Consider the following 23,674-nt stretch of genomic DNA (forward strand, 5'->3'; position numbering starts at 1 on the left):
TCAGTATTTCCGGATGATGGGTGCGGGTGCTGGGGCTTGGGGTGCGCCGAAGACGTAGCGGAACCCGACGGAGACGACGTCGGCGCTGGAATCGACCACGCCCGCGAAGGCGATGTTGCCGACGTTGTAGTCGCGCCCGATGCCGGCCAGGATCCGCGAGCGGTCGAGGAAGAAGTGCGAGTAGGCGAGGTTGAGGGTCAGCTGCTGGTTCCAGCGGTAGCTGGCGCCCACGGAGGCGATGTAGCGGTCGCCGTCGGGCAGGCGCACCGAGCGGTTGGAGAAGTCGATCGGCGAGGTCTCGTAGGCAAAGCCCGTGCGCAGGGTCAGGTTGGCGGAGGCGTCGTACTCGGCGCCGATCGCGTAGGTGTAGCCGTCCTTGTAGTTGAGCGGCAGGTTGTTGACCGGCAGGCCGAGCGTCTTCGACACGATGCCGATCGAGCCCAGCCTCGACCAGTTGTCCCACTCGAAGCCGAGGTTGACCCGCGCCACCGGGGTGATCGCCTGGGTGAGGCCGACGCTCAGCTTGTCGGGCGTGTTCAGCTTGGCGCGGACCTGGCCGGCCAGCGGCGCCAGCGCGAGCAGCGGCACGCCGATCGAGCCGTCGATGTCGTGGTGGACCGAGGAGCGGTAGCCGATGCCCAGCACGGTGCCGTCGCGCGGCGTGATCGTGGCGCCGGCGGTGAAGCCCACGCCCCAGGACTCGCCCTTGAGGAAGCCGCTCGGGTAGGCGACCGGCGAGATCCCGGGGATCGGCAGCGCCTGGCGCAGGGTCAGGCGGAAGTACTCGATGTTGGGCCCGGCCGCGAGCGCGAGCCACTCGTTGACCTTGAAGCCGATGACCGGGTTGAACGCCAGCGAGAAGATCCGGGACGAGCGGCCGTAGACCTCGCCGGCCCACACGTCGCGCGGCTTGGTCACGAGGCCGAAGGGGGCGCCGGTGGACAGGCCGAGCCAGAGGCGGTCGCTGAGCTGGTAGGAGGTGGCGCCCGCCGGCACGACGGCGCCCTGGCCGATGTCGCCGGAGCCGCCCAGGCCGGCGAAGGCCGGGTTGGTGCCGGGCGCGGGCCGGATCTCGGAGGACAGGCCGATGAAGGTGAGGTTCTGCTCCGAGACGAAGCCCGGGTTCATGGTGATCGTGGCCGGGTTCCAGAAAATCGACGACACGCCGCCCGAGCCCGACGCCGCCCCCGCGTACGACAGACCCTGGGCCTGCGTGCTCTGCTCCCGGATCCCAAACGCACCCGCATGCGCCTGCCCGGCGCACAGGATCACCGCCGTGGCCGCGAGCATCGCCGCGCGCATTGTCCCCCCCATCTCGACCCCCAAGCCGTTACGATTTCCCCAGCGCAGATTTGATTCGAGACCCGTCGAGGCCGCGCCGTTGCGCGCATGGTGCCGTTTCCAGGGGCGAGACCGCAATCATCATCCCCGTTTTCGGCACCAAGTCGAAGCGTTGTTGATAGGCCCCATTCGTCGGCCAATCGACACGTGCATCTCTAGGTTATTCGATTTTTCCCGAGCGAAAACTGCATTCGCCCAAACATTGGCGGGCATGAATAATAGATCCTGAACAGAGCCATTCTGCACTTTTCCGCCACGTTGTTGCCCGAATGCGACATTCGCCGGCGTGCCACGGACTCATCTGGACGCTTGCGCCGGGATGGGCGCGCGGCCATGGTCCCGGCATCCGGCGCAGACCGGTCACAGGGAAGGATGAGGAGTCGCGGCGATGAAGCTCTTCCGGCACGGCCCGAGCGGTGACGAGAAGCCCGGCCTCGTGGATGCGAACGGGGGCTTGCGCGATCTCTCGGGCATCGTGCGCGATATTGCCGGTCCGGCCCTCGCGCCCGACTCCCTGGCGCGGCTGCGCGCCCTCGATCCCGAGACCCTGCCGAAGCTGGCGCCGGACGTGCGGCTCGGCCCCTGCGTCGGCGGAACCCGCAACGTGGTCGCCATCGGCCTGAACTTCGCCGACCACGCCGCCGAGACCGGCTCGCCGATCCCCGCGGAGCCGATCATCTTCAACAAGGCGCCGTCGAGCCTGTGCGGGCCGAACGACACGGTGATCATCCCCAAGGGTTCGCACAGCACCGACTGGGAGGTGGAACTCGCCGTGGTGATCGGCCGGCGCGCCAGCTACGTCCACGCCAACGAGGCGCTGAGCTACGTGGCGGGCGCCTGCATCTGCAACGACGTCTCCGAGCGCGAGTGGCAGATGAACCGCGGCCCGACCTGGACCAAGGGCAAGAGCGCGCCGACCTTCGGCCCCCTCGGCCCCTGGCTGGTGACCCTCGACGAGATCCCCGACCTGAAGAACCTCGCCATGAGCCTCGACGTGAACGGCGAGCGCCGCCAGACCGGCTCCACGGCGACGATGATCTTCGACGTGCCCCAGCTCGTGGCCTACACGTCGCACTTCATGCTGCTGGAGCCCGGCGACGTGATCACCACGGGCACCCCGCCGGGCGTCGGTCTGGGCATGAAGCCGCCGCATTACCTCAAGGCCGGCGACGAGATGGTGCTGCGGATCGAGCGGCTCGGCGAGCAGCGCCAGAAGGTCATCGCCTTCGACGACTGGACCGCCAAGGTGTCGGCCGGGAAGCCGACGGACTGAGCGCCGTTCCGGCCTGAGGGCGGGTTCCGAGCCGCTTCGCGGCGAGCGGTGTGCTGGATCCCGGACTAGCTCCCGCTGACACTTCACCTGTCCGGGACAGGGCGATGCGGATCAAGGCTGACCCTTCTCCCGGGCATATGCAGCGCAAGCGGCATGCGCCCGGGATCCAGTACGAGAACCGGCCGCGAAGCGGCTCCGGCTCAATGCCCATCACGACGCTTGATTTTTCCGCGCCGATCCCACTCAAGGGAACCATGAACGAAGCCGCCGACCCGCACGCGACCGACATCCGCCACGACTGGAGCGTGGCCGAGATCCGCGCGATCCACGACCTGCCGTTGCTCGACCTCGTGCATCGGGCCGCGACATTGCACCGGGCCTACAACGATCCGGCCGATGTCCAGCGGGCGAGCCTGCTCTCGATCAAGACGGGCGGCTGCCCCGAGGATTGCGGCTACTGTTCGCAATCGGCCCACCACAAGGAGACCGGCCTCGCCCGCCAGCGCCTGATGCCGGTGGAAACGGTGCTCACCGAAGCCGCCGCCGCGAAGGCCGCTGGCGCAACCCGCTTCTGCATGGGCGCGGCGTGGCGCAGCCCGAAGGATGGGCCGGATTTCGACGCGGTGCTCGCGATGGTGCGCGGCGTGCGCGGCCTCGGCATGGAGGCCTGCGTGACACTCGGCATGCTGACGGCCAGCCAGGCCGAGCGCCTCGCGGAGGCCGGGCTCACCGCCTACAACCACAACCTGGATACCGGCCCGGATTACTACGACAAGATCGTCTCGACCCGCACCTACGCGGATCGGCTGGACACGCTGGAGCGGGTGCGCGCGGCGGGCATCGGCGTGTGCTGCGGTGGCATCATCGGCCTCGGCGAGGGCGTGAGCGATCGCGTGGCGATGCTGCAGGTTCTCGCCAATCAAGCGCCGCATCCGGAGAGTGTGCCGATCAATGCGCTCGCCGCCGTATCGGGCACGCCGCTCGGGGACGCTGCCGAGGCGATCGACCCGTTCGATATGGTGCGCATGTGCGCGACGGCCCGCATCGTCATGCCGCGGGCGCGTGTCCGCCTCAGTGCCGGTCGCCGGGCGCTGAGCCGCGAGGCGCAGGCCTTGTGTTTCCTCGCAGGCGCCAACTCGATCTTCTACGGTGAGCGGCTGCTCACCACCGCCAACAACGAGGCGGATGCGGATGCGGCCCTCCTGGCCGATCTCGGCATCCCCGTCGCCGAGCCGGTCCTGGCGGCTGCCGAATAGGGTCGGCGACGCCACGCCTCCCGGCGTCGAGCCACTGGTGCCCCGAGGCCCTGCGCTTCGCGCGGGGTGACGGGCCAGAGCCGGCGCGACCGCCTTCAGCCCTCCGGCAGCATGATCCGGAAGCACGCCCCGGTCTCGCAATCGTCCAGGCTGAGCGTGCCGCCGTTGATCGCGATCAGTTCGGCGGCGATCGGGAGCCCCAGTCCCGTGCCCCCTGAGCGCATGGAACCCTGGAACGGCGCGAACAGGTTCTCCCGGGCGCGGGCCGGCAGGCCGGGGCCGTTGTCGATGACCTGGATGGTCACCCGGCCGGGCTCGTCGCGGCTGGCTGCGACCCGAACCGCGGCGTCCGCCACCTGGGCGCCGTCGAGCGCCTGCACGGCGTTGCGGACGAGGTTGGCCAAAGCCCGGCCGAGCTGTTCCGGATCGGCCTGAACCGACAGGTCGCCCGCCGAGACCTGGACGGCGACGGGGTGAGCCGCCAGCGCTGCGAGATCGGGCAGCTCGGCGAAGATCGGCGCCAGCGGCGTCCTGGCGAGTAGCGGCGCCCGCTCGGCGACGCGCCCGTAGGCGAGGGTCGCCTCGCAGAAGCGGATCGCCCGGGCCAGCGTGCCCACCAGGCGGGGCGCCACCCGCTGCACGGTCGGATCGTCGGTCCCCTCCAGGCGGTCGCCCAGGAGCTGCGCGCCGGTGAGCAGGTTGCGCAGCTCATGGCTGATCTTACTGACGGCGAGCCCCAGCTCGGCGAGCCGCCGCTTCTGGCGGAGCTGGTCGGCGAGGCTGCGCTGCATCCGCCCGAGCGCCCGCTCGGCCTGCCCGATCTCGTCGCTGCGGCGGGACGGGGCGATGATCCGGCCGGCATCCTCCGGATCGTCCGAGAAGGCGGTGATGCTGGTGGCGAGCCGGCGTACGGGCCGCACGATCAGCACCTGCAGCACCACGAAGACGAGGCCCGCCGCCGCCGCCGCGATGATCAGCGACGAGACCAGGAGCCGGAGGGCATAATCGATCATCGCGGCCCGGAGCGGCGCCTCGTCGAGCAGGATCTCGACTCGGTCGAAGCCGATACCGCCCTCCCCGACCACGCGGATCGGCTCGCGGACCGGTGCCACCAGAGTGCGCCACGCGCCCCGGATCGCCGACAGGGCGGTGACCTCGCGCAGATCGACGGTGTCGGCGACCTGCTCGGGCATCGGCTCGATGGCGAGCAGCCGCTGGGCGCCGCCGCCGCGGACCGCGATGGCGCGGGCGTTGACGCCCGTCAGCAGGCGGCTCTCCAGAGCCTCCGAGACCGGCTCGCCCGTCCGGCCGTCGAGGACCAGGGCCGCGACCTGCGCGGCCGCCAGCCGGTCCGACATCCACTCGACCCGGTAGTTGGCCACCGCCGGCACGTAGGTCAGCACCTCGGCCACCACCACGAAGGCGACGGTGACGAGGAACAGCCGGCCGGACAGACCGAGGCGCGTCGCGCGCCGCTCGGCCAAGTCGCGGCTCTGGGTAGCCGCCGGCGCGGCGGTCGGATCAACCTGGACAGGCACGCCGGTCACACTCCGCGCGGGCATCGCGGACGAGGATCGGCGGAGTGAGGATTGAGATTGCTCGAGCCGAGGTCGGCCGTCGCGGGAGACATGTTCACAAGCCACAGATTCTCTAGCGGGAATACAACCTCTGGCCGGTGAGCACTATACGATATTTACCCGGAAGCGGACGGATGTCGCCCACACCGGGGGAAAAGCCTGCCGGCTTTGAATTATGGATATCATTTCCGTCGGGCACGCCGGCTCAGCAGCAGGCTACCGAGGGCGAAGACGGCCAGCATCGCCAGACCCGCCACCATCTTCGGGGTCACCAGCGCCCGCAGGGTCAAGGCGTTGTCGCAGCCGCCCGCGCCCGCGGCAAGGCAGGCGGCCTTGGCGGTCTCGTGGGCGGCGACCACGTCTTCGATCCCCGCCCCCGTGGTGGCGTACACGACGGCGCCCGGCAGCAATCCCAGGAAGGTGGCGAGCACGAAGACCCGCGGCTTCACCCCGAAGGCGGCGGGCGCGAGGTTGGTCACCCAGAACGGGAACAGGGGCAGGAGCCGCAGGACCGCGATGTAGCCGAAGGCGTCCCGCCGGAAGCCCTCGGCCAGCCCGGCGAGGCGCGTGCCACCCATCCGGCGGAGCAGGTCGGCGCCGGGGCCACGGCCGATGGCGAACACGAGCGCCGCTCCCGTGGTGGCGGCGCAGACCGCGGTGAGCGCCCCCGGCACGATCCCGAACAGGAAGCCGCAGATCATCGTCAGGATCAGCGTGGCCGGCACCGACACCACGACGGCTCCGACGTAGAGGCAGTAGGCCGAGACCAGCGCGCGCCAATAGCCAGCCTCCACGAAGCCCTGCAGCCAGTCCCGCGAGGCGAGCAGACGGTCGAGGCTGAGGAGTTGGGCGGCGCCCGAGACGAGGACAGTCGCCGACACCGCGAGCAGCAGGACCAGCGGCAGCCAGCGCCGCAGGCGCTTCCAGCGGCCCTCGGCGACCGGCATGGAGGCCTCGCTCACCCGGGCTTGCGCATCCGCAGGATCTTGAAGAACCCGCCCGGGAAGGTCGGCTTCAGCCCGATTACCTCGACGCCGTTGCGCCGCGCCCAGGCCTCGATGCGGGTCGCCTTGAAGTCCGAGGACCAGCCGATCTTGGTGCAGAGTGGTGCCACGATCTCCTCGACGCGGGCGACCGGGCCGTCGCTCTGGCCGAAATGGTTGGCGAGCACGATGCCGCCGCCCGGGCGGACCACCCGCAGAAACTCGGACATCGCCGCCTCGGGATCCGGCACCAAGGTAATCAGAAACTGCGCCACCACGGCGTCGAAGCTCGCGTCGGCATAGCCCAGGTGGCAGACATCCATCACCTGCAGGCCCTTCACGTGGGACAGGTTCCGGCGGCGGACCTTGGCGCGGGCGCGCTTGAGCATGTCCTCGGAGAGGTCGACGCCGCAGACGAAGCTCGCCTTCGGATAGTAGCCCAGCGCGAGTCCGGTGCCGACGCCGGCCTCCAGGATCCGCGGCCCATGCTCAGCGGCAGCCTCGACAGCCGCGCGGGCGGCGGGCTCGGTGAGCTTGTCGTAGACCACGTCGTAGACGGGGGCCCAGCGCGCGTAGGCCTTGCGCATCAGGGCCGTGCTCGGCCCGGCCGTCTGCGGCTCGCTCAGCATCGTTCGAAGATTCCAGAGGTTGAGATCAGGCGGCCTCGCGGGGCCGGGCCGACAACGCGTCGACGCGCCGGATGGTGCCGCCGCCGAGAACCCGGGCGCGGGGCCCGTCATCGGCATAGATCGCGCAGGCCTGGCCCGGCGACACGCCGTCCTCGGGCTCGGCGAGCACCACTTCGGCCGCGCCGTCCGGCCCGATCGTCAGCGTCGCCGGGCGGGGCGGCCGCGTGGACCGCACGCGCACCGCCACGGGCAGGTCGCGCACCGACGCCGCGGAGTCCTCGCCGATCCAGTTCAGGTCCGAGAGGCGGATGCGGGTGGTGGCGAGCGCCGTGCGCGGGCCCACGACCACGCGGGCCGAATCCGGCTCGAGCCGCACCACGTAGAGGGGTTCCGGCCCGGACAGGCCGAGGCCCTTTCGCTGGCCGACCGTGTAATGGACGATGCCGTCGTGCCGGCCGAGCACGTGGCCCGCGAGATCGACGATCTCGCCCGGGCGGGCAGCGTCGGGGCGCAGGCGCGCGATGACGTCGCTGTAGCGGCCCTGCGGCACGAAGCAGATGTCCTGGCTGTCCGGCTTCTCGGCCAGCGACAGGCCGAGGTCCTTCGCCAGCGCGCGGGTCTCGGCCTTCTCCATCTCGCCCAGCGGGAAGCGCAGGAAGTCCAGCTGCTCGGCGGTGGTGGCGTAGAGGAAGTAGCTCTGGTCCCGGGCGGGGTCGAGGGCGCGATGCAGCGCCCGGCCGCCGCTCGGCAGCGCGCGGCTGGCGACGTAGTGCCCGGTGGCCAGCGCGTCGGCGTTCAGGTCCCGGGCGAGGCCGAGCAGATCGCGGAACTTCACCGTGCGGTTGCACTCGACGCAGGGGATCGGCGTCTCGCCGGCGAGGTAGCTCTCGGCAAATTTCTCGATGACTTCGTCGCGGAACCGATCCTCGTAATCGAGGACGTAGTGCGGGATGCCGAGATGCGCGGCTGCCGCGCGCGCGTCATTGATGTCCTGGCCGGCGCAGCAGGCGCCCCTACGGTGCGTCGCCGCGCCGTGGTCGTAGAGTTGGAGCGTCACGCCGACCACGTCGAAGCCCTGCCGCGTCAGCAGACCCGCCACCACGGAGGAATCGACGCCGCCCGACATGGCGACGACGACGCGCGTCTGGTGGGGGGCTTTGGGAAGATCGAGGGCGTTCATCGCGAGGATCCGCAGCCTCCGGCCCGGAAGCTTCCCGGCTGCACGGTGCGTCTATAGCGAGACTTCGTCCGGCTTTCCAGGGCAGCCGGGCCTGCCGGCATCACCGACCCGGCAGATCCTGCCGGGCGCGCGGCAGCTTCGTCCGCATCGAGGGCCGGCCTCCGCAGAGAAAACGCATATACCGCAATACCTTGCACGTGAAGCCGGATGGCGCGTGCCTTGCTGCGAGGCAGGCGGAGAGGAGCCCGGCATGGCAAGCGGTGCGGCGGATCGGTTGGATGTCACCGCGGGGATTCCGTCCGCGCGGAGGCCGTCCACGCGATCGAGCTGGGAGGCAGCGGGCGTCGAGGCCCGGTCCGGCACGTCCGCGCAGGACCGCTTCGGCGCGGCCTTGAGCGCCGCGCAGGCGCAGGACGACGCGGCGGCGACCCGGGCCCGGGCGGCGAGCCAGCGCGACGCGGCGGCGACGACGCAGGCCCGGCAGGCGCTCCAGCGTGATCAGGCCGACGTGAGCCGCGCGGCGTCGGCGCGCGCGCGGGATGCCTCCGTCCAGGCCGACGCCCGGGCCTCTGACCGTCGGGCCGACGCCGCCAAGCCGGCGACCGGTGCGCCGGTTCGCCCACAGAGCATCGCGCAGGCGGGCGCGCCGTCCGCCCAGGCCGGCGCGCCGGCGGACAAGAAGGACACGACGGCCATACCGCAGCCCGGTCCCACGGAGCGAACCGCCGCGCCGCCCTCCGATGCGACCGCGCCGGCCCGGGAAGCGGCCGCCGCTCCCGCCGCCGCCGACACCCAAGCCACGGCCCAGACCGACTCGGAGATGTCTTCGCAACAGGCCGACGCCAACCAGCCGCAGCCGCCTGATCCGGTCCCGGCACCGGTGATTGCGGATCCGGCTGCCGCGCTCCTCGCCCTGCTCGCGACCCTGGGCGAAGGCGGCCCGGTCCGCACGGCCGTCGCTGCGACCGATGCCACCGAGACCGGTTCGGAAGACGCCCCCGCGGACGGGTCGGTCAGCCCACCGAAGGCGGGCGGCGCAGGTCCATCCCTCCCGGCCCTATCGGGTCTGCCGATCGGTGGCGCGGCGAGTGGCCTTCCCGCGAACCAGGCGGCTGCGCCTGGAACCGCCGCGACGACCCCCGTGGCTGCGGTTCAGGGCAAGGCCGGCAAGGGCGCCGCGCCCGTCGAGGCCGCTCCGGCCGCGTCGGGCGACGCCGCCGAAACCGCCGCCACCAAGGGCACGGATTTTCTCGCGGCCCTGGCCGAGGCCAGCCAGGATGGCGGTCAGAGCCTCGCGGCGGGTCCGGCCGCCCCCCCCCAGGGAGCGCCGCCTGTCCAGGGCTCGCCGCCGCCGACCGGCCCCACGGCGGCGTCCGCCGGGCCTTCGGCCACTGGACAGGCCGCCGCGACGCCGCAGACCGCCGCGCCGGTTCAGACGGAGGCCGCCATCCCCATCGGGCAGGTGCCGATGGCCATTGGCCTGCGCTCCCTCGGCGGCTCGAACGAGTTCCAGATCCGGCTCGACCCGGCCGAGCTCGGGCGGATCGACGTCAAGCTCGCGATCGATAAGGCGCACGGCACGGTCATGACCCACCTCGTGGTCGACCGGCCCGAGACCCTGGCGATGCTCCAGCGCGACGCCGGCCAGTTGCAGCAGGCCCTGTCCCAGGCCGGCCTCGACCCCTCGGGCGGCGGCCTCAACCTGTCGCTGCGCGGCGACGGCAGCGCCCAGGGTGGCGGCGGCAGCCAGCAGGACAACGCGCCCCGCGGCGGCGCGGTCTCATGGAACCGGGATCAGGCCGAGGCGCCGCAGGAGATCATCGCCCCGACCCGGTGGCTGCGCGGCTACGGCGGCGTCGACATCCGGATCTAGGGCATTGGACGCGGGACGCGGCCCCCGGCCCTCCTGCAAGGCAACGACTTTGACGCGCGGACAGCGCGGACCGACCTGGCACGGGAGAGAGCAGCGTGACGACCGGCATATCGAGCACCACAGCCACTACGGCCACGGCGGCATCCTCGGCGGCCAGCAGCGGCAACGCCACCGAGATCGCCAGCAACTTCACGCAGTTTCTGACGCTGCTCACCACGCAGCTCAAGAACCAGAACCCCCTCGACCCGATGGACACCAACCAGTTCACGCAGCAGCTGGTGCAGTTCGCCGGCGTCGAGCAGCAGCTCAAGACCAACGACCGGCTCGACAGCATCCTGAGCGCGTCTCAATCCGCGAGCTCGGCCTCGGCCACCAGCTACATCGGCAAGACCATCACGGCGGACGGCAGCACGTCGCAGTTATCCAACGGCTCGGCCTCGTGGAGTCTGACCCCGGCCCGCGCCGCCTCGAAGGCCGTGATCACGATCCTGGACTCGAAGAACAACGTCGTGGCCACGCAGACCACGTCGCTGGCCGCCGGAAGCCAGACCTACACGTGGAACGGCAAGACCTCGGCCGGCCTCACCTCGGCGGCCGGCAATTATTCCATCAAGGTCTCGGCCACCGACGCCACGGGCGCCAGCGTCGCCGTCGACACGAGCCTGACCGGCACGGTGGACGAGGTCGATCTCAGCGGAACGACGCCGATCCTGATGATCGGCTCGCAGAAAGTGCCCCTGTCCAGCGTGCAGACCATCGGGTTGTCCACAAGTGGCACTTAACGAATCACATCCGAGTGACTCGCTTCAACATCTCTTAAGCGGGCGCAAGTACATTCAACGCTCGACAGGTCAGTCGAGTGTAGAGCGTATCATGACCGAACCGAGCCGCCCGAGAGTGAAGTACGTGATCGGGCCCGACGGCAGCCCCCTGACGATCGCGGACCTCCCGCCGCCGAGCACCCGCCGCTGGGTGATCCGCCGCAAGGCCGAGGTCGTAGCCGCCGTGCGCGGCGGTCTCCTCAGCCTGGAGGAGGCCTGCAAGCGCTACACCCTGACCACCGAGGAATTCCTGAGCTGGCAGTTCTCGATTGACCAGCACGGGCTCGCCGGCCTTCGGACGACGCGGATCCAGCATTACCGGCACTGAGCCACGGCGTTTCCGCCGCGTCCCTCGTTCCGGACCGCCGCGGCAGTGCCTGGACCGACGGAATGGTCTCCCTCACGAAGCCGCGTCCGCACCCCGGGCGCGGCTTTTCGCGTTCCGGGCCGCCGTCGAGGCCCGGCATTAACGCCCCGCTAACCACGTCCTGGGCAAATTCTGCCGGGCGGGCCGCAGGGGCCCGCCCCGCGTTTCGAGTGCAGCGAACCCTCCCGTGAAGCCGGTCCTCGATCTCGTCACGAAGCTCGGACCGGCCCGGATCGCCGCCATGGCGGCCGTGACCCTGACGCTGATCGGCTTCTTCGCCTTCATCATCCTTCGGGTCTCGCGCCCCGACCTGGGCGTGCTGTTCTCCGACCTGTCGATGCAGGATTCGGCCGCCGTCGTCCGCGAACTCGACAGCCGCGGCATCCGCTACGAGACCAAGGGCGACGCCGGTCAGACCATCATGGCGCCGCGTGCCGACCTCGCGAAGCTGCGCATGGACCTCGCCGGCAAGGGCCTGCCGGTGCAGGGTGGCGTCGGGTACGAGATCTTCGACAAGGGCGACGCGTTCTCGTCCACAAACTTCGTGCAGAACGTGAACCACCTGCGCGCCCTCGAGGGCGAGCTCGCCCGCTCGATCCGGGCGATCGGCCGGGTCCAGGCCGCCCGCGTCCATCTCGTGCTGCCGGAGCGCCGCCTGTTCGAGCGCGACCGGGAGACCCCGAGCGCCGCCATTGTGCTGAAGCTCATGGGAGACCTCGATGCCGGGCAGGTCCGGGCGATCCGCCACCTCGCGGCCTCCGCGGTGGAGGGCCTGAAGCCCGACCGCGTCTCCATCGTGGACGAGCGCGGCCGGCTGCTCGCCGACGGCGCGAAGGGTGCCGAGGCCGACGCCGCCAGCGGGTTCGAGGACCGGCAGGTCGGCCTGGAGCGGCGCCTGCGCGGCCAGATCGAGGACGTGGTCGCCGGCATCGTCGGCCCGGGCCGGGCCCGCGTCCAGGTCAATGCCGAACTCGACCTTAACCGGATCGAGAGCCGCTCCGAGACCTTCGATCCCGAGAGCCGGGTGGTCCGCTCCGCCCAGACCCGCACCGAGTCGGCGCTGACCGCCAACGCCGACGGGCAGGTCAGCGTCGGCAACGAGCTGCCGGGCGCGAACGGTGGCGACAAGGCGCCGGCGCCGAAGGACGCGACCAACAAGAACGAGGAGACCACGAACTACGAGATCTCCCGCGTCACCAAGACGGAGATCGCCGAGGGCGGCCGGATCAAGCGCCTGTCGGTGGCGGTGGTGGTCGACGGCGTCTACGCCACCGCGCCCGACGGGAAGCAGACCTACAGCCCGCGCGCGCCCGCCGAGATCGAGCGGATCACCGCGCTCGTGCGCAGCGCCGTCGGCTTCGACAAGGCGCGCGGCGACCAGATCGAAGTGGTCAACCTGCGCTTCGCCGAGGCCCCGAGCGTGCCGCAATTCACCGAGCCGACGCTGATGCAGTCGCTGCTCGCGCCCACCAAGGAGGACGTGTTGCGCATGGCCGAGCTCGCCGTGCTCGCGCTCCTCACATTGATCGTCCTGCTGACGGTGGTGCGGCCGCTGGTGCGGCAGGTGCTGGCGCCGGTGCCGGCGCCGCCATCGCTCGCCGGCGCCGGGATCAGCCTGCCCGGCGACGCGGCCGTGACCGTGAGCCCCGGCGGGACCGTCACGGTCATCGACCGCGACAACCCGACCGCCCGGCTGATGGAGTTCGCCAAGATCAACGGCCAGGTCCAGGCCGAGACGGTCCAGCGCGTCGTCGACATGGTCCGGGCGAGCCCGTCCGAGACCGTCGAGGTGCTGCGCACCTGGATCCAGGAAGAGTGACGCGTAGGGATTCGAGGGCAGCACGATGGCGGCGGGAGCACTAGGTCTGGCGAACACCCTGACGGCCGTGGGCGGCGATTCGTTCGCGTCGATGCCCGGCCCGCAGCGCGCCGCCGCGCTCCTCCTGATGCTCGGTGAGGAGGAAGGCGCGCCGATCTGGCAGATGCTGGAAGAGGAGGAGATCAAGAAGGTCAGCCACGCCATGGTCCAGCTCGGGACGCTGGAGGCGGCGACGGTCGAGAAGCTGATCATCGAGTTCGTGACGAAGCTCGGCAACAGCGGCGGCATCTCGTCGAACTTCGAGCGGACCGAGGCGCTGCTCCTGAAGATCTTCCCGAGCGATCAGGTCTCGCTGATCATGGCGGAGATCAAGGGCGCCTCCGGCAAGCGCGTCTGGGCCTCGATCGCCCAGGTGGACCCGGAGATCCTCGCCTCGTTCCTGCGCAACGAGTACCCGCAGACCGTCGCGGTCGTGCTCTCGCGGGTGCGGGCCGACTACGCCGCCAAGGTGCTCACCATCCTGCCCGAGGATTTCGCCATCGATTGCCTCAACCGGATGCTGCGCATGGAGACGGTGCAGAAGGAGGCCCTGCGCCACATCGAGGAGACGCTGCGGGTCGAGTTCGTCTCGACCATCGCGCAGACCCAGCGCCGCGACGCGCACGAGATGATGGCCGACGTGTTCAATGCCTTCGACCGGCAGACGGAGGGCCGCTTCCTCGCTGCCCTCGACCAGGCGAACCGCGGCTCGGCCAAGCGCATCCGCGAGCTGATGTTCACCTTCGAGGATCTGCTGAAGCTCGATCCGGGCAGCGTCCAGACCCTGATGCGCCAGGTCGACAACGAGACCCTGTGCCGCGCGCTCAAGGGCGGCAACGAGACGACCCGGGGCTTCTTCATGAAGCAGATGTCGGCCCGCGCCGCCAAGAACCTCACCGACGAGATGGCCTCCCTCGGCCCGGTCCGCCTCAAGGAGGTGGATGAGGCGCAGGCCAGGATGACCGAGATCGCCAAGGACCTCGCCGAGAAGGGCGAGATCATGATCGCCAAGAATAGCGCCGAGGAGGAGCTGGTCTATTGAGCCCCCAGACCGCCCGGAGCGCGAAGCCGTTCCTGTTCGAGACCGACTTCCGCAGCGGCCGCCCGAGCGCCGAGGCGCAGCGCGTCGCCGAGGCCTCCGCCCGCGCCGAGGCGGAGGCGCATGCCCGCGGCCTTCAGGAGGGCCGTGCCCAGGCCGAGGCGCAGGCGCAGGGTCGGCTCGCCGACGCGATGACCCGGCTGGCGCTGGCCGCCGCGGGCCTCCTCGCCCAGGCCGATGCCCGGGACGCCGAGCGCGAGGCGCAGGCCGTCGAGGTCGCCATGCTGATCGCCCGCAAGGTCGCGGGCGACGCCCTCGACGCCGCCCCGCTGGCCGGCATCGGCGAGGCCGCGCGGACGGCGCTCCAGCACCTGCGCGGCGTGCCCCACCTCGTGGTGCGCGTGCATGACGGCCTCGTGGAGGAGGCCGAGACCCTGGTGAAGCGCCTCGCCCGCGAGCGCGGCTACGAGGGTCGCCTCGTGGTCCTGGGCGACCCCGACATGGCGGCGGGCGATGCCCGCATCGAGTGGGCGGATGGCGGCATCGTTCGCGAGCGCGCCCGCATCGAGGCGTCCGTCCTCGACGCCCTCGGCCTGGCCCCGAGCCCCTGAAGGAACCCGGATGTCCGACGATTTCAGCCTGCCCCAGCTCGGCGACCACGACCCGGACTACGTGGGCGACTCGATCCGCGACGCGCCCACGACCCCGAAGACCGCCTCCGACCTGGAGCAGCTCTTCGACGTGCCCGTGATGGTCTCGGCGGTGCTGGGCTCTGCCCGGATGCCGATCGGCGACCTGCTCCGGCTGGCGCCGGGGGCCGTGCTCGAACTCGACCGCAAGGTCGGCGAGGCGATCGACGTGTTCGTCAACAACCGGCTGGTGGCCCGCGGCGAGGTCGTCCTCGTCGAGGACCGGCTCGGGGTGACGATGACCGAGATCGTCAAGGGTGAATGAGATGTCGGCAGCGGCGCCGGTGACGGCCGACCGCGCCTCGCGCTTTGAGAGGGACGAACCATGCGGCTCCTGATGATCGGGCGGCTCAACGGCGAGCTGATCACCGCCTCGAAGATCGCCATGCAGCGCGGCGCGACCGTGACGCAGGCCGATGCCGTGCCGCAGGGCCTCAACGTCCTGCGCGCCCGCGGCGCCGACCTGATCATGATCGACGTCTCGCTGCCGATCCGGGACCTCGTCTCCGCCCTGGAGGCGGAGCGGATCCGTACGCCGGTGGTCGCCTGCGGGGTCTCGGCGGACGCGCAGGCCGCCGTGGCGGCGATCCGGGCCGGCGCCAAGGAGTACATCCCGCTCCCGCCCGACCCCGAGATGATCGCCGCGGTGCTGGAGGCGGTCACCACCGACCGCGCCGCCTTCGTGTGGCGTGATCCGTCCATGGAGCGGGTGGTCAAGCTGGCCGAGCAGGTCGCGCGCTCGGAGGCCTCGGTGCTGATCACCGGCGAGAGCGGCACCGGCAAGGAGGTCCTGGCCCGACACGTCCACCAGAAGTCCAATCGGGCTTCCAAGCCCTTCGTGTCGGTCAACTGCGCTGCAATCCCCGAGGCGCTTCTCGAATCCGAGCTGTTCGGCCACGAGAAGGGCGCCTTCACCGGCGCCGTCGCCCGGCGGATCGGCCGCTTCGAGGAGGCCAATGGCGGCACCCTGCTCCTCGACGAGATCTCCGAGATGGATGTGCGCCTGCAGTCGAAGCTGCTGCGCGCCCTGCAGGAGCGGGTGATCGATCGTGTCGGCGGAACCGCCCCGGTGCGGGTCGACATCCGCGTGCTCGCCACCTCGAACCGCAACCTCGTGGAGGAGGTCCGCAAGGGCACGTTCCGCGAGGACCTGTTCTACCGGCTCAACGTCGTTTCGCTGAAGCTGCCGCCCCTGCGCGAACGGCCGGCCGACATCCTCGAGCTCGCCGACCATTTCGCCCGGAAATACGCCGCGGTGAACGGGGTTCCGCCCCGCCCGCTCTCCGCCGAGGCCCGGTCGGTGGTTGTGAAGAACCCCTGGCGCGGCAACGTGCGGGAGCTGGAGAACACCCTGCACCGGGCGGTGCTGCTGGCCTCGGGCGAGGCGATCGGCCCGGAGGCGATCCTCTCGCCGGAGGGCGAGGCCTTCGCCGCCGAGGGGCCGGCGGCCCGCGCCGCCCAGGCCGCGGAGGCGGCGACGCGGGGGCTGGTGGGGCGGACGGTGGCGCAGGTCGAGTGCGACCTGATCCTCGACACCCTCGACCATTGCCTCGGCAACCGCACCCACGCGGCCAAGATCCTCGGCATCTCGATCCGGACCCTGCGCAACAAGCTCAACGAGTACGTCTCGGCGGGCCTGGAAGTCGCCGAGCCCGGCAGCGTGCGGGCGAGCGCGGCCTTCGGGTAGGCAGACGGCGCGCCGATCCGGCGTGCCAGTCCGAGCCGCGCGGGCCGGGTCGGACCTAGCGCCGCCGGCCCTGCGCGGCCTTGTCGTCCGCGTTCTGAACCGCGAAAGCCTGTTCGAGCTTGCGGAGCGACTGGTAGCGGGCGACGTCCCCCTCGATGTCGCGGATCGTTTCCTCGACGAGATGTCGCTGGAGGGCCACGCGCGGATCGCCGGGGGACAGCGCCTCGCGCTCCTGCAGGCGGAGCACGGCCTGCCGCACGACGGAGTAGACCGCCTCGCGCTCCTCCCGGGTCATCGAGGGCTGGATCGCCTTCGCGACGAGATCGGAGAAATCCGACATGGACGGTTAGACTTCGCTCTTCCACCGGGCCGCCCGGACCGCCGGGCCGCCTCCCTCTACAGACGAGGCCGCGCGGGATCCAGATCCCGCGCGCGGCAGCGGCCTACATCCGCTGGTCGCGGATGCCCGCGATCAGGAGGGAGGACGAGCTCCAGATCACCAGGAAGCAGAAGAACGACACGATCAGGGTGTGCCACCGCTCGGGATAGAGGCTGTCGGTGGGCAGGACCGGTGGCACGAAGGTCGCCAGGAAGATGTGCTGCTTCGTCGCCGAGACCCGGGCCCGGTCGAGCAGCATGCGGGCCGATTCCTCCAGCTTCTCGGCGATGGTCCGCTCGACCATCAGCCCCTCGTACTGGACCAGTGCCTCGGTCAGGTTCTGGCCGCCCGCCGTGCTGGCATTGGTCAATTCGGCCTGCAGTGTCTTCATCTGCTGCTCGATGGCCGCGACGTTGGAGACCAGGACCTGGATCGAGCGGGACCGCTCGTCGAGGTTCGATCCCCGCAGGACCTGCAGCTCGTTCTCGGCCTTCAGCTTGTCCTTCCGCAGGAGCATCATGGTGGTCATCGTCCCCTCGGCCGTCTTGACCGGGTCGATCACGCCCCATTGATTGCGGAAGTTCTGCAGCGCGAGATGGGCCTGGCGGAGCCGATCCTGGGCGGTCTTGGCGTCGGATTCCGCCTGAGTCACCATGTCGGCCTGCGCGCGCTTCGAGATGTCGTTGATCAGCGCCTCGGCGCGCTTCACGACCTCGCGGGCGATGGTCAGGGCGTCCTCGGGCGTGAAGGCCCGGACCGACAGGCGGATCACGCCCGAGATCGAGTCGATATGCGCGTCGACGTGCTTGCGCCAGTATTTGGTGAGATCCTCGATCGGGTCGTTCGCGCTGAAGCGTGCCCAGAAATCCCCTTCGCGGCGCGAGAACATCTTCGAGATGCCGATGCTCTTCTCCAGAGCCTCGACCATGGTCTGGCTGGTGATATAGTCGCGGACGATGAAGCTGTCCTGGCTGTTGTGCTTCTGGATCAGGTTCGTGAACTGACCCAGCGCGATGTTCTCCATCGGCTCGACGTTGCCGCGCACGGCGAACTGGGCCTCGGCGATGTACTGGTTGGACGCGAAGGCGAACAGGTACAAACCGACCACGAGGGTCGGAAGCAGCACGAACAGGCTGACGCGGCGGATCAGCCGGGACGCGTAGCTCGATGTATCCTCCCGGCGCGGGCGCAGGCCCGGCAGCCGCGTCCAGTCCAGGCGAGACCGGACCGAGGCGACCAGCGCCCGGGCCGTACGCTTCTCCGGCACGGGCCGGATCGTCTCCGCGCTGCGCCGGAGTTCGGGCAGCGGCGAGGCGGTGAACGTCACGAGTTCGGCTTCGCGCGTGTCGTCCTTGACGTCGTCGAAGTTCATCCGCTCATTGTTCCTGGATCTGCGCCGGTCCCGCTGCTGCGGCGCCGGCCGAAGACGGCCCGTGCGCGTTACCGGCTTCCTGTTCTTTTAGGCCCTTTTTATGGCGTTCGCCCTGGCCGCCGTACCGCGGCGACGGGCGACGTAGCCCGGCCCGTCTATCGCGGCCTACAGTCTCTGGATGATGACAGACCCACGTCCCGCGGGCGCCGCCGCGCCTCGCCCATCCCTCCGCGCATCCGGCCGCTCTGCGAAGACGAAACTCACCGACGTCGTGGTCGTGTGCCGCAAATGCGCCAAGCGGCAGGGCCTGCGGGTGCGGACCGTTCGCGAGCGCCTGAAGAAGGCCAGCAAGCACGCCGGAAAGTGCGCCGCGGATGCGAAGTCCGGACCCAGGAGGAAGCTCTGCATCGTCGAAGCGGGCTGCCTCGGCCCCTGCCCCAAGCGGGCGCTGGCGGTCGCCACCGGCGCGAGCCTCGCGGCCGGCCGAGTCATGCTGCTCGATCCCGATTCCAGCCCGCAGGAGGCTCTGGCGGCGATCCTCGGCCCCGCCTTGCCGCCCGCGCCGGCCCCCGATCCTGCGCGCCGGTCCGTCCCCGAATTCGGCCCCATTACCGCTCTAGCGGCGGTATCTTCTGACGAATCGCCTCCGATCCGTTGACCGGCCCGAACCTGGAGCGCCCGCGCTTGCCCACCTCCCGACGCGCAACCCGCACGCCCCGGCCGTGAGCGGAGACCGCGCATCCTGGACGCGCCGGGTCGCCCGGGCCGCGCTGCGCCGCCTGCCGCTGCTCGGCACCCTGGTCGGGCTCGGCCTCGCGGTCTGGCTCGTGGCGACCAACGATCTCGGGTCCGTGGCCGCGGCGTTCGGACGGATCGGCATGGCGGGCTTCGTCGGCGTCACCCTCGTGCGGGCGCTCGTGGTGATCCTGTGCGGCATCGCGTGGGCGCGCATCCTCGACGGGCTCTCGCCCGCACCCGCAGCGGCCTGCCTGATCCTGCGCTTCGTGCGCGAGGGCATCAACGTCCTGCTGCCCGTCGCGTCGGTCGGCGGCGACGTCCTCGGCGCGCGGCTCCTCACCTTCTGGGGTGTCGCCGGGTCGCTGGCGGCCGCCTCGGTGCTCGCCGACCTGCTGTTCCAGGTTGGAACGCTCGCCCTGTTCGCCGGGCTCGGGGCGGCGCTGCTCAGCCGCGTCGAGGGGGCGGCGGCGGCCGAACTCGCGGATTGGACGCTGCGGGCGCTCGCCGCGGCGGGTTTCGCGGTCGCGGCCTTCTTCGTACTCCAGCGCACCGGGATCGTGCGGATGATCGAGGACCGCGTCAGCGCCCTCGGCCGGCGCTTCGTACGCGAGACCGAGGCGCGCCCGGAGCCACCCCGGCGCATCCAGGGCGCCCTGGACGCGGTCTGGGCGCCGGGGCGGCGCGGGCATCTCGCCCAGTCCTTCGCCCTGCACGCGCTCGCTTGGCTCCTCGGCACGGCCGAGGTCTTCGTCGTCCTCACCTGCATCGGGATCGACACCGTCAGCCTGTCGGACATCCTCGTGATCGAGGCGCTCAGCCAAGCGATCAAGGCCGCCGCCTTCCTGGTCCCGAGCGGGCTCGGCGTGCAGGAGGGCGGCCTCGTGCTGGTCTGCGGCCTGTTCGGCATCGACGCCGGCACGGCAATCGCCCTGTCGCTCGCCCGCCGCGTGCCCGACGTGGTGCTGGGCCTCCCGGCGCTCCTCGTCTGGCAGAACCTGGAGGCGCGGCGCGCCGGCGTGCGCGCGGCGACCCCGACCTGCGACCGTCCGTGACGCCGATGCCCGCCGTGCCGACCCGTCCGAAGTGCCTCGCGCGGCGCCGGTCCCGATTCCTCGGACTGGCGGGGCTGGCCGCGCTGGCCGGCGCGGCGCTCACAACCGGGCCGGCGCTTGCGCAGAGCGTCACCCTCGACCTGGGTGCCGGTGGCACCACCGAGCGCGCACTCCAGCTCGTCGCGCTGATCACCGTGCTGGCGGTCGCGCCCTCGGTTCTCGTGATGACCACGGCCTTCACACGGATCGTGGTCGTGCTCTCGATCCTGCGCTCGGCGCTGGGCACCCAGACGGCGCCGCCGACCGCCGTGATCGTCAGCCTGGCGCTGTTCCTGACCGCCTTCGTGATGGCGCCGACCGGCCGGGCCGCCTACAGCGCCGGCATCGAACCCCTGGTTGCGGGACGGATCACCCAGACGCAGGCTTTCGAGCGCGCGTCGGCGCCGCTCAAGACGTTCATGCTGCGCAACGTGCGCGAAAAGGACCTCAAGCTGTTCCTCGATCTCGCGAAGGTGCCGGTACCGAAGGGACCAGACGATATCGGGCTCGAAATCGTGACCCCGGCCTTCATGATCTCGGAGTTACGCCGCGCCTTCGAGATCGGCTTCCTGCTGTTCATCCCGTTCCTGATCATCGACTTGGTGGTCGCCTCGGTTCTGATGGCCATCGGCATGATGATGGTGCCGCCGGCCTCAGTCTCGCTGCCGTTCAAGCTGATCTTCTTCGTGCTGGTCGACGGGTGGACCTTGGTGGCGGGATCTCTTGTTCAGAGTTACGGCGGATAACGAATTTGCGATGACATAGCGGAGTCTTCAGGTCGTCTTTAATGGACCTTTAGCACTCTCGTGCGAGCATGCCGCATGCTTTTGCTACGTCGATATACGCGCGATCGGAAGGGTGCCGCAGCGGTCGAGTTCGCCCTCGTCGCGGCGATGCTGATCATGACGATCCTGTTCGTCATGACGGTGGCCTTGATCCTGTTCATCAACCAGTCCCTCGACTACGCGGCGACCCGCGCGTCGCGGCAGATCATGACCGGCGCGGCGCAAGCCAGCACCATGGACCAGGCCGGCTTCCGGACCGTGCTGTGCGGCTACCTGCCGTCGATGGTGAAGTGCAGCAACGTGGTGATCAACCTCTACGTCGTGCCGACCGGAACCTCGCCGAGCGGCTATTACAGCTACGTCAAGTCGGACATGAGTGGCCTGCAGATGCCGCCCCTGACGCCGGGCTCCGGCCAGTACACGCTGGGTTCACGCGGCGCCTATCAGTTCCTGCTGGTTGTCTACCCGATCACGTTCCTGCCGGCGGCCTTCGCGTCGATCCTCGGCGGCGCGACCTACAACGGCTCCCCGGCCTTCCTGACGGTCTCCACGGCGGCCTTCCGCAACGAGCTGTTCTGATGGTTGGCGCGATCCCCTCGCCGGCGCGCCGCTTCGGCGCGGACACGCGGGCGGTGTCGGCGGTCGAGTTTGCGCTGATCTTCCCGGTGCTGCTGATCCTCATGATCGCCGGGACGCAGCTCGTCACCTACATCAACGCGACGCGCAAAGTGGAGCTGATCGCTCAGTCGATCAGCCAGATGCTGTCGCAGGCGCAGCCGCCGCAGAACGGCACGGTCGCCACCGTCAACGCCGCGGACCTGCATTTCAGCTTCGATTCGTCCCTCGTCCTGTTCCCGTACCTCATGAAGGACGCGTCCCGGCAGGGCCTGCAATGGTGGCAGGACATCACCATCACCTTCGCGTCGGTCACCTTCCAACCGACCGCCTCAAACTGCCCGAGTACGAGCGACCAGAGCAACTGCTTTGCGGCGAACGTCGTCTGGACCAGCACGGGGACCAGCGGCGGCAACTACCGTCCCTGCACGCCCACCCAGCTTCCGGCCGACAACGCGGCACCGCCGAGCCGCACGACGCTGCCCCGTTCGGTCTTCGGACCGGGCTCCCTCCTTGCGGTCGACGTTGTCTTCAACTTCAAGCCGAGCTTCGGCGCGCGGTTCATCCCGGCCGTGCGGATCGCCCGCTCGATGTACGTGCAGCCGCGCTACGCCACGCTCGTCAACTTCGACCCGACGGGCAACGATGGAATCGCCACGAAATGTCCCGGCTACTGAACCCGGTCCGCCGCCTCCGTGACCGGGCGGCGTCCCTGCTCCGGGCGCGATCCGGCAACGTGACGATTCTGTTCGCGTTCAGCCTGCTGCCGATGGTCGGCCTGATCGGCTACGGCGTCGATTACGGCGTGGCGATCACCGACAAGGCGAAGCTCGATGCCGCCGCGGACGCGGCCGCCATCGCGGGAGTCGTTTCGGCCAAGGCCTATTTCGCGACAAACCCGATCCAGAGCAACCTCACCGCCAACGCCTTCGCGGCAGGCACCGCCCAGGCGACCAACGCGTTCACGGTCAATGCCGGCTCGGTGCCGTTTGCCCAGGTGCAGTTGCAGACACCGCAGCTCAGCCGCACCGGCCAGACGATCAAGTCGACGGTCAGCTACACGGCCACGATCAAGAACAATTTCGGCCAGCTTTTCCGGACGCCGACTACGACCATCGGCAACACGGTCACGGCCTCGGCTGACCTGCCCAGCTACCTCGACTTCTACCTCCTGCTCGACGTGTCCGGCTCCATGGGCCTGCCGGCCACGAGCACCGGCATGACGCAACTCGCCGCCAGCAACAGGGACATGTGGTCGGACTACAAGCAGGGCTGCCAGTTCGCCTGCCACTTCCCGGGCTATACCGGCTGGAATCTCGCGGCCGGCAAGATCCAGCTGCGGTCGGACGCACTGAACAACGCGGTCTGCTCCCTCATCACCCGGGCTTCCAACCCGTCGATGGCGAACCAGTATCGGGTCGGCCTCTACCCGTTCATCAACCAGATGGGCACGCTCGCCGACATCAACAGCTCGATCGCGACGCTGAACAGCAAAGCTCAATGCGGACAAACCTGGCCGCTCGCCCTGACGAACCTCCTCGATACCGGGACCACCCAGCTTTACAGCCTCAGTGATCCGAGCACGGGCACGGGTGCCGGGGGGACGCATTTCGAGGTCGTCCTGCCGCAGATGAAGACCACCATCACGGCAGCGGGCGGCTTCGGCGACGGCTCCAGTGCGCTCGTGCGGCGGCCCTTCGTTTTCCTGGTCACCGACGGCATGCAGAACGGCCAGCACTTCGCCATCAACCAGAACGGAAAATACTACTATCCCGGCAACCCCTCGACCTTCCCGGGCTACGCGGCCGGCAACTGGGACGGCTCACAGCCGTCCCAGATCGATCCGTCGCTCTGCTCGGCGCTGAAGACTGCGGGCGCGACGATCTCGGTCCTCTACATCCCCTACAACATCATCAGCTTCACGGATTACGGCGGCGGCATCGCCTGGGAGAACAACCGCGTGAACGGCTTCAGCCCGACCCTCGCGACCCCGCTCCAAAGCTGCGCGTCGCCGGGCTTCTTCTACACGGCCAACAGCCCGAGCGACATCACGGCGGCGCTCAACGCGATGTTCGATCAGGCCCTACAGGTGGCGCACCTGACGCGTTAGGACGGGTCCGC

Annotated in this window: 23 protein-coding genes; 16 read left to right on the top strand and 7 right to left on the bottom strand. The window is 70.1% G+C overall.

Going from position 1 to position 23,674, the window contains the following annotated elements:
- Positions 1–1,302 carry an OmpP1/FadL family transporter gene (locus tag ACLBX9_RS10360; RefSeq protein WP_447718891.1) on the bottom strand — a complete coding sequence of 434 codons (1,302 nt, stop codon included), beginning with the start codon at positions 1,300–1,302 and terminating at the stop codon, positions 1–3.
- 427 nt (positions 1,303–1,729) lie between these two features.
- Here ACLBX9_RS10360 and ACLBX9_RS10365 point away from each other — a divergent pair, with 427 nt between their 5' ends.
- Together ACLBX9_RS10365 and bioB are read left to right on the top strand one after the other, a co-directional pair.
- The gene (locus ACLBX9_RS10365; RefSeq protein ID WP_010683736.1) at positions 1,730–2,614 is read left to right on the top strand and encodes a fumarylacetoacetate hydrolase family protein; all 885 of its coding nucleotides are present in this window, start codon (positions 1,730–1,732) and stop codon (positions 2,612–2,614) included.
- A gap of 254 nt (positions 2,615–2,868) precedes the next feature.
- The gene (gene bioB / locus ACLBX9_RS10370) at positions 2,869–3,870 is read left to right on the top strand and encodes a biotin synthase BioB (protein WP_447718892.1); all 1,002 of its coding nucleotides are present in this window, start codon (positions 2,869–2,871) and stop codon (positions 3,868–3,870) included.
- A gap of 95 nt (positions 3,871–3,965) precedes the next feature.
- Here the strand turns inward: bioB and ACLBX9_RS10375 are convergent, their stop codons facing one another.
- The 4 genes from ACLBX9_RS10375 to mnmA all read right to left on the bottom strand — a co-directional run bounded on the left by ACLBX9_RS10375 (position 3,966) and on the right by mnmA (position 8,239).
- Entirely contained in the window at positions 3,966–5,432 is a 1,467-nt protein-coding gene (locus tag ACLBX9_RS10375) for an ATP-binding protein (RefSeq protein ID WP_447718893.1), read from the bottom strand.
- A 197-nt stretch (positions 5,433–5,629) separates the two neighbouring features.
- Positions 5,630–6,394, bottom strand: a complete 765-nt coding sequence (locus tag ACLBX9_RS10380; RefSeq protein ID WP_447718955.1) for a TVP38/TMEM64 family protein — start codon at positions 6,392–6,394, stop codon at positions 5,630–5,632.
- A gap of 11 nt (positions 6,395–6,405) precedes the next feature.
- On the bottom strand, positions 6,406–7,059 hold the full coding sequence (locus ACLBX9_RS10385) for a class I SAM-dependent methyltransferase (protein ID WP_010683732.1): 654 nt from the start codon (positions 7,057–7,059) through the stop codon (positions 6,406–6,408).
- Positions 7,060–7,084: 25 nt separating this feature from the next.
- A complete protein-coding gene (gene mnmA, locus ACLBX9_RS10390; protein WP_010683731.1) occupies positions 7,085–8,239 on the bottom strand; it encodes a tRNA 2-thiouridine(34) synthase MnmA in 1,155 nt (384 codons plus the stop codon).
- A 250-nt stretch (positions 8,240–8,489) separates the two neighbouring features.
- On the opposite strand from mnmA, the gene ACLBX9_RS10395 reads away from it, so the two are divergent.
- The 8 genes from ACLBX9_RS10395 (at position 8,490) to flbD (ending at position 16,573) form a co-directional block, all read left to right on the top strand.
- On the top strand, positions 8,490–10,112 hold the full coding sequence (locus ACLBX9_RS10395; RefSeq protein WP_447718894.1) for a flagellar hook-length control protein FliK: 1,623 nt from the start codon (positions 8,490–8,492) through the stop codon (positions 10,110–10,112).
- A 95-nt stretch (positions 10,113–10,207) separates the two neighbouring features.
- Complete coding sequence (locus ACLBX9_RS10400; protein ID WP_010683729.1) at positions 10,208–10,894, top strand: flagellar hook assembly protein FlgD; 687 nt, start codon at positions 10,208–10,210, stop codon at positions 10,892–10,894.
- A gap of 91 nt (positions 10,895–10,985) precedes the next feature.
- Complete coding sequence (gene sciP, locus ACLBX9_RS10405; RefSeq protein WP_007569077.1) at positions 10,986–11,261, top strand: CtrA inhibitor SciP; 276 nt, start codon at positions 10,986–10,988, stop codon at positions 11,259–11,261.
- Positions 11,262–11,487: 226 nt separating this feature from the next.
- Positions 11,488–13,119 carry a flagellar basal-body MS-ring/collar protein FliF gene (gene fliF / locus ACLBX9_RS10410; protein ID WP_447718895.1) on the top strand — a complete coding sequence of 544 codons (1,632 nt, stop codon included), beginning with the start codon at positions 11,488–11,490 and terminating at the stop codon, positions 13,117–13,119.
- Between the two features lie 25 nt (positions 13,120–13,144).
- Positions 13,145–14,200, top strand: a complete 1,056-nt coding sequence (locus ACLBX9_RS10415; protein WP_010683727.1) for a flagellar motor switch protein FliG — start codon at positions 13,145–13,147, stop codon at positions 14,198–14,200.
- Positions 14,197–14,808 (top strand): FliH/SctL family protein, encoded by a 612-nt coding sequence (locus tag ACLBX9_RS10420; protein WP_010683726.1) that lies wholly within the window; start codon positions 14,197–14,199, stop codon positions 14,806–14,808. Before ACLBX9_RS10415 ends, ACLBX9_RS10420 begins: the two co-directional genes overlap by 4 nt.
- A gap of 10 nt (positions 14,809–14,818) precedes the next feature.
- Positions 14,819–15,151, top strand: a complete 333-nt coding sequence (fliN, locus tag ACLBX9_RS10425) for a flagellar motor switch protein FliN (RefSeq protein ID WP_010683725.1) — start codon at positions 14,819–14,821, stop codon at positions 15,149–15,151.
- Positions 15,152–15,211: 60 nt separating this feature from the next.
- Positions 15,212–16,573, top strand: a complete 1,362-nt coding sequence (flbD, locus tag ACLBX9_RS10430; RefSeq protein ID WP_010683724.1) for a sigma-54-dependent transcriptional regulator FlbD — start codon at positions 15,212–15,214, stop codon at positions 16,571–16,573.
- A 55-nt stretch (positions 16,574–16,628) separates the two neighbouring features.
- Here flbD and ACLBX9_RS10435 read toward each other — a convergent pair whose 3' ends face one another.
- Together ACLBX9_RS10435 and ACLBX9_RS10440 are read right to left on the bottom strand one after the other, a co-directional pair.
- Positions 16,629–16,913, bottom strand: coding sequence for a hypothetical protein (locus ACLBX9_RS10435; RefSeq protein WP_010683723.1), 285 nt, complete (start codon positions 16,911–16,913; stop codon positions 16,629–16,631).
- A 103-nt stretch (positions 16,914–17,016) separates the two neighbouring features.
- Positions 17,017–18,324 (bottom strand): LPS biosynthesis protein, encoded by a 1,308-nt coding sequence (locus ACLBX9_RS10440; RefSeq protein WP_010683722.1) that lies wholly within the window; start codon positions 18,322–18,324, stop codon positions 17,017–17,019.
- 277 nt (positions 18,325–18,601) lie between these two features.
- Between ACLBX9_RS10440 and ACLBX9_RS10445 the strand changes: the two genes are divergently transcribed.
- The 6 genes from ACLBX9_RS10445 to ACLBX9_RS10470 all read left to right on the top strand — a co-directional run bounded on the left by ACLBX9_RS10445 (position 18,602) and on the right by ACLBX9_RS10470 (position 23,663).
- Positions 18,602–18,982 (top strand): hypothetical protein, encoded by a 381-nt coding sequence (locus ACLBX9_RS10445; protein ID WP_244625593.1) that lies wholly within the window; start codon positions 18,602–18,604, stop codon positions 18,980–18,982.
- Positions 18,983–19,046: 64 nt separating this feature from the next.
- Positions 19,047–20,114 carry a flippase-like domain-containing protein gene (locus ACLBX9_RS10450; protein ID WP_447718896.1) on the top strand — a complete coding sequence of 356 codons (1,068 nt, stop codon included), beginning with the start codon at positions 19,047–19,049 and terminating at the stop codon, positions 20,112–20,114.
- A 5-nt stretch (positions 20,115–20,119) separates the two neighbouring features.
- The gene (gene fliP, locus ACLBX9_RS10455) at positions 20,120–20,899 is read left to right on the top strand and encodes a flagellar type III secretion system pore protein FliP (RefSeq protein WP_010683719.1); all 780 of its coding nucleotides are present in this window, start codon (positions 20,120–20,122) and stop codon (positions 20,897–20,899) included.
- A gap of 75 nt (positions 20,900–20,974) precedes the next feature.
- A complete protein-coding gene (locus ACLBX9_RS10460; protein ID WP_010683718.1) occupies positions 20,975–21,517 on the top strand; it encodes a TadE/TadG family type IV pilus assembly protein in 543 nt (180 codons plus the stop codon).
- Entirely contained in the window at positions 21,517–22,230 is a 714-nt protein-coding gene (locus tag ACLBX9_RS10465) for a TadE/TadG family type IV pilus assembly protein (protein ID WP_010683717.1), read from the top strand. Before ACLBX9_RS10460 ends, ACLBX9_RS10465 begins: the two co-directional genes overlap by 1 nt.
- Complete coding sequence (locus ACLBX9_RS10470) at positions 22,215–23,663, top strand: TadE/TadG family type IV pilus assembly protein (RefSeq protein ID WP_010683716.1); 1,449 nt, start codon at positions 22,215–22,217, stop codon at positions 23,661–23,663. The genes ACLBX9_RS10465 and ACLBX9_RS10470 overlap by 16 nt, the downstream gene beginning before the upstream one ends.
- Positions 23,664–23,674: the final 11 nt, after the last annotated feature.

The sequence above is a fragment of the Methylobacterium sp. A49B genome, assembly GCF_053346215.1.

What these genes read in the sequence shown, in the direction of transcription:
- sciP (WP_007569077.1), top strand. Translation starts at nt 10,986, where the DNA reads ATGACCGAACCGAGCCGCCCGAGAGTGAAGTACGTGATCGGGCCCGAC.
- ACLBX9_RS10440 (WP_010683722.1), bottom strand. Translation starts at nt 18,324, where the DNA reads ATGAACTTCGACGACGTCAAGGACGACACGCGCGAAGCCGAACTCGTG.
- ACLBX9_RS10415 (WP_010683727.1), top strand. Translation starts at nt 13,145, where the DNA reads ATGGCGGCGGGAGCACTAGGTCTGGCGAACACCCTGACGGCCGTGGGC.
- ACLBX9_RS10470 (WP_010683716.1), top strand. Translation starts at nt 22,215, where the DNA reads ATGTCCCGGCTACTGAACCCGGTCCGCCGCCTCCGTGACCGGGCGGCG.
- ACLBX9_RS10380 (WP_447718955.1), bottom strand. Translation starts at nt 6,394, where the DNA reads ATGCCGGTCGCCGAGGGCCGCTGGAAGCGCCTGCGGCGCTGGCTGCCG.
- fliN (WP_010683725.1), top strand. Translation starts at nt 14,819, where the DNA reads ATGTCCGACGATTTCAGCCTGCCCCAGCTCGGCGACCACGACCCGGAC.
- flbD (WP_010683724.1), top strand. Translation starts at nt 15,212, where the DNA reads ATGCGGCTCCTGATGATCGGGCGGCTCAACGGCGAGCTGATCACCGCC.
- ACLBX9_RS10375 (WP_447718893.1), bottom strand. Translation starts at nt 5,432, where the DNA reads ATGCCCGCGCGGAGTGTGACCGGCGTGCCTGTCCAGGTTGATCCGACC.
- ACLBX9_RS10465 (WP_010683717.1), top strand. Translation starts at nt 21,517, where the DNA reads ATGGTTGGCGCGATCCCCTCGCCGGCGCGCCGCTTCGGCGCGGACACG.
- ACLBX9_RS10460 (WP_010683718.1), top strand. Translation starts at nt 20,975, where the DNA reads ATGCTTTTGCTACGTCGATATACGCGCGATCGGAAGGGTGCCGCAGCG.
- ACLBX9_RS10365 (WP_010683736.1), top strand. Translation starts at nt 1,730, where the DNA reads ATGAAGCTCTTCCGGCACGGCCCGAGCGGTGACGAGAAGCCCGGCCTC.
- mnmA (WP_010683731.1), bottom strand. Translation starts at nt 8,239, where the DNA reads ATGAACGCCCTCGATCTTCCCAAAGCCCCCCACCAGACGCGCGTCGTC.
- ACLBX9_RS10395 (WP_447718894.1), top strand. Translation starts at nt 8,490, where the DNA reads ATGGCAAGCGGTGCGGCGGATCGGTTGGATGTCACCGCGGGGATTCCG.
- ACLBX9_RS10360 (WP_447718891.1), bottom strand. Translation starts at nt 1,302, where the DNA reads ATGCGCGCGGCGATGCTCGCGGCCACGGCGGTGATCCTGTGCGCCGGG.
- fliP (WP_010683719.1), top strand. Translation starts at nt 20,120, where the DNA reads ATGCCCGCCGTGCCGACCCGTCCGAAGTGCCTCGCGCGGCGCCGGTCC.
- bioB (WP_447718892.1), top strand. Translation starts at nt 2,869, where the DNA reads ATGAACGAAGCCGCCGACCCGCACGCGACCGACATCCGCCACGACTGG.
- ACLBX9_RS10435 (WP_010683723.1), bottom strand. Translation starts at nt 16,913, where the DNA reads ATGTCGGATTTCTCCGATCTCGTCGCGAAGGCGATCCAGCCCTCGATG.
- ACLBX9_RS10385 (WP_010683732.1), bottom strand. Translation starts at nt 7,059, where the DNA reads ATGCTGAGCGAGCCGCAGACGGCCGGGCCGAGCACGGCCCTGATGCGC.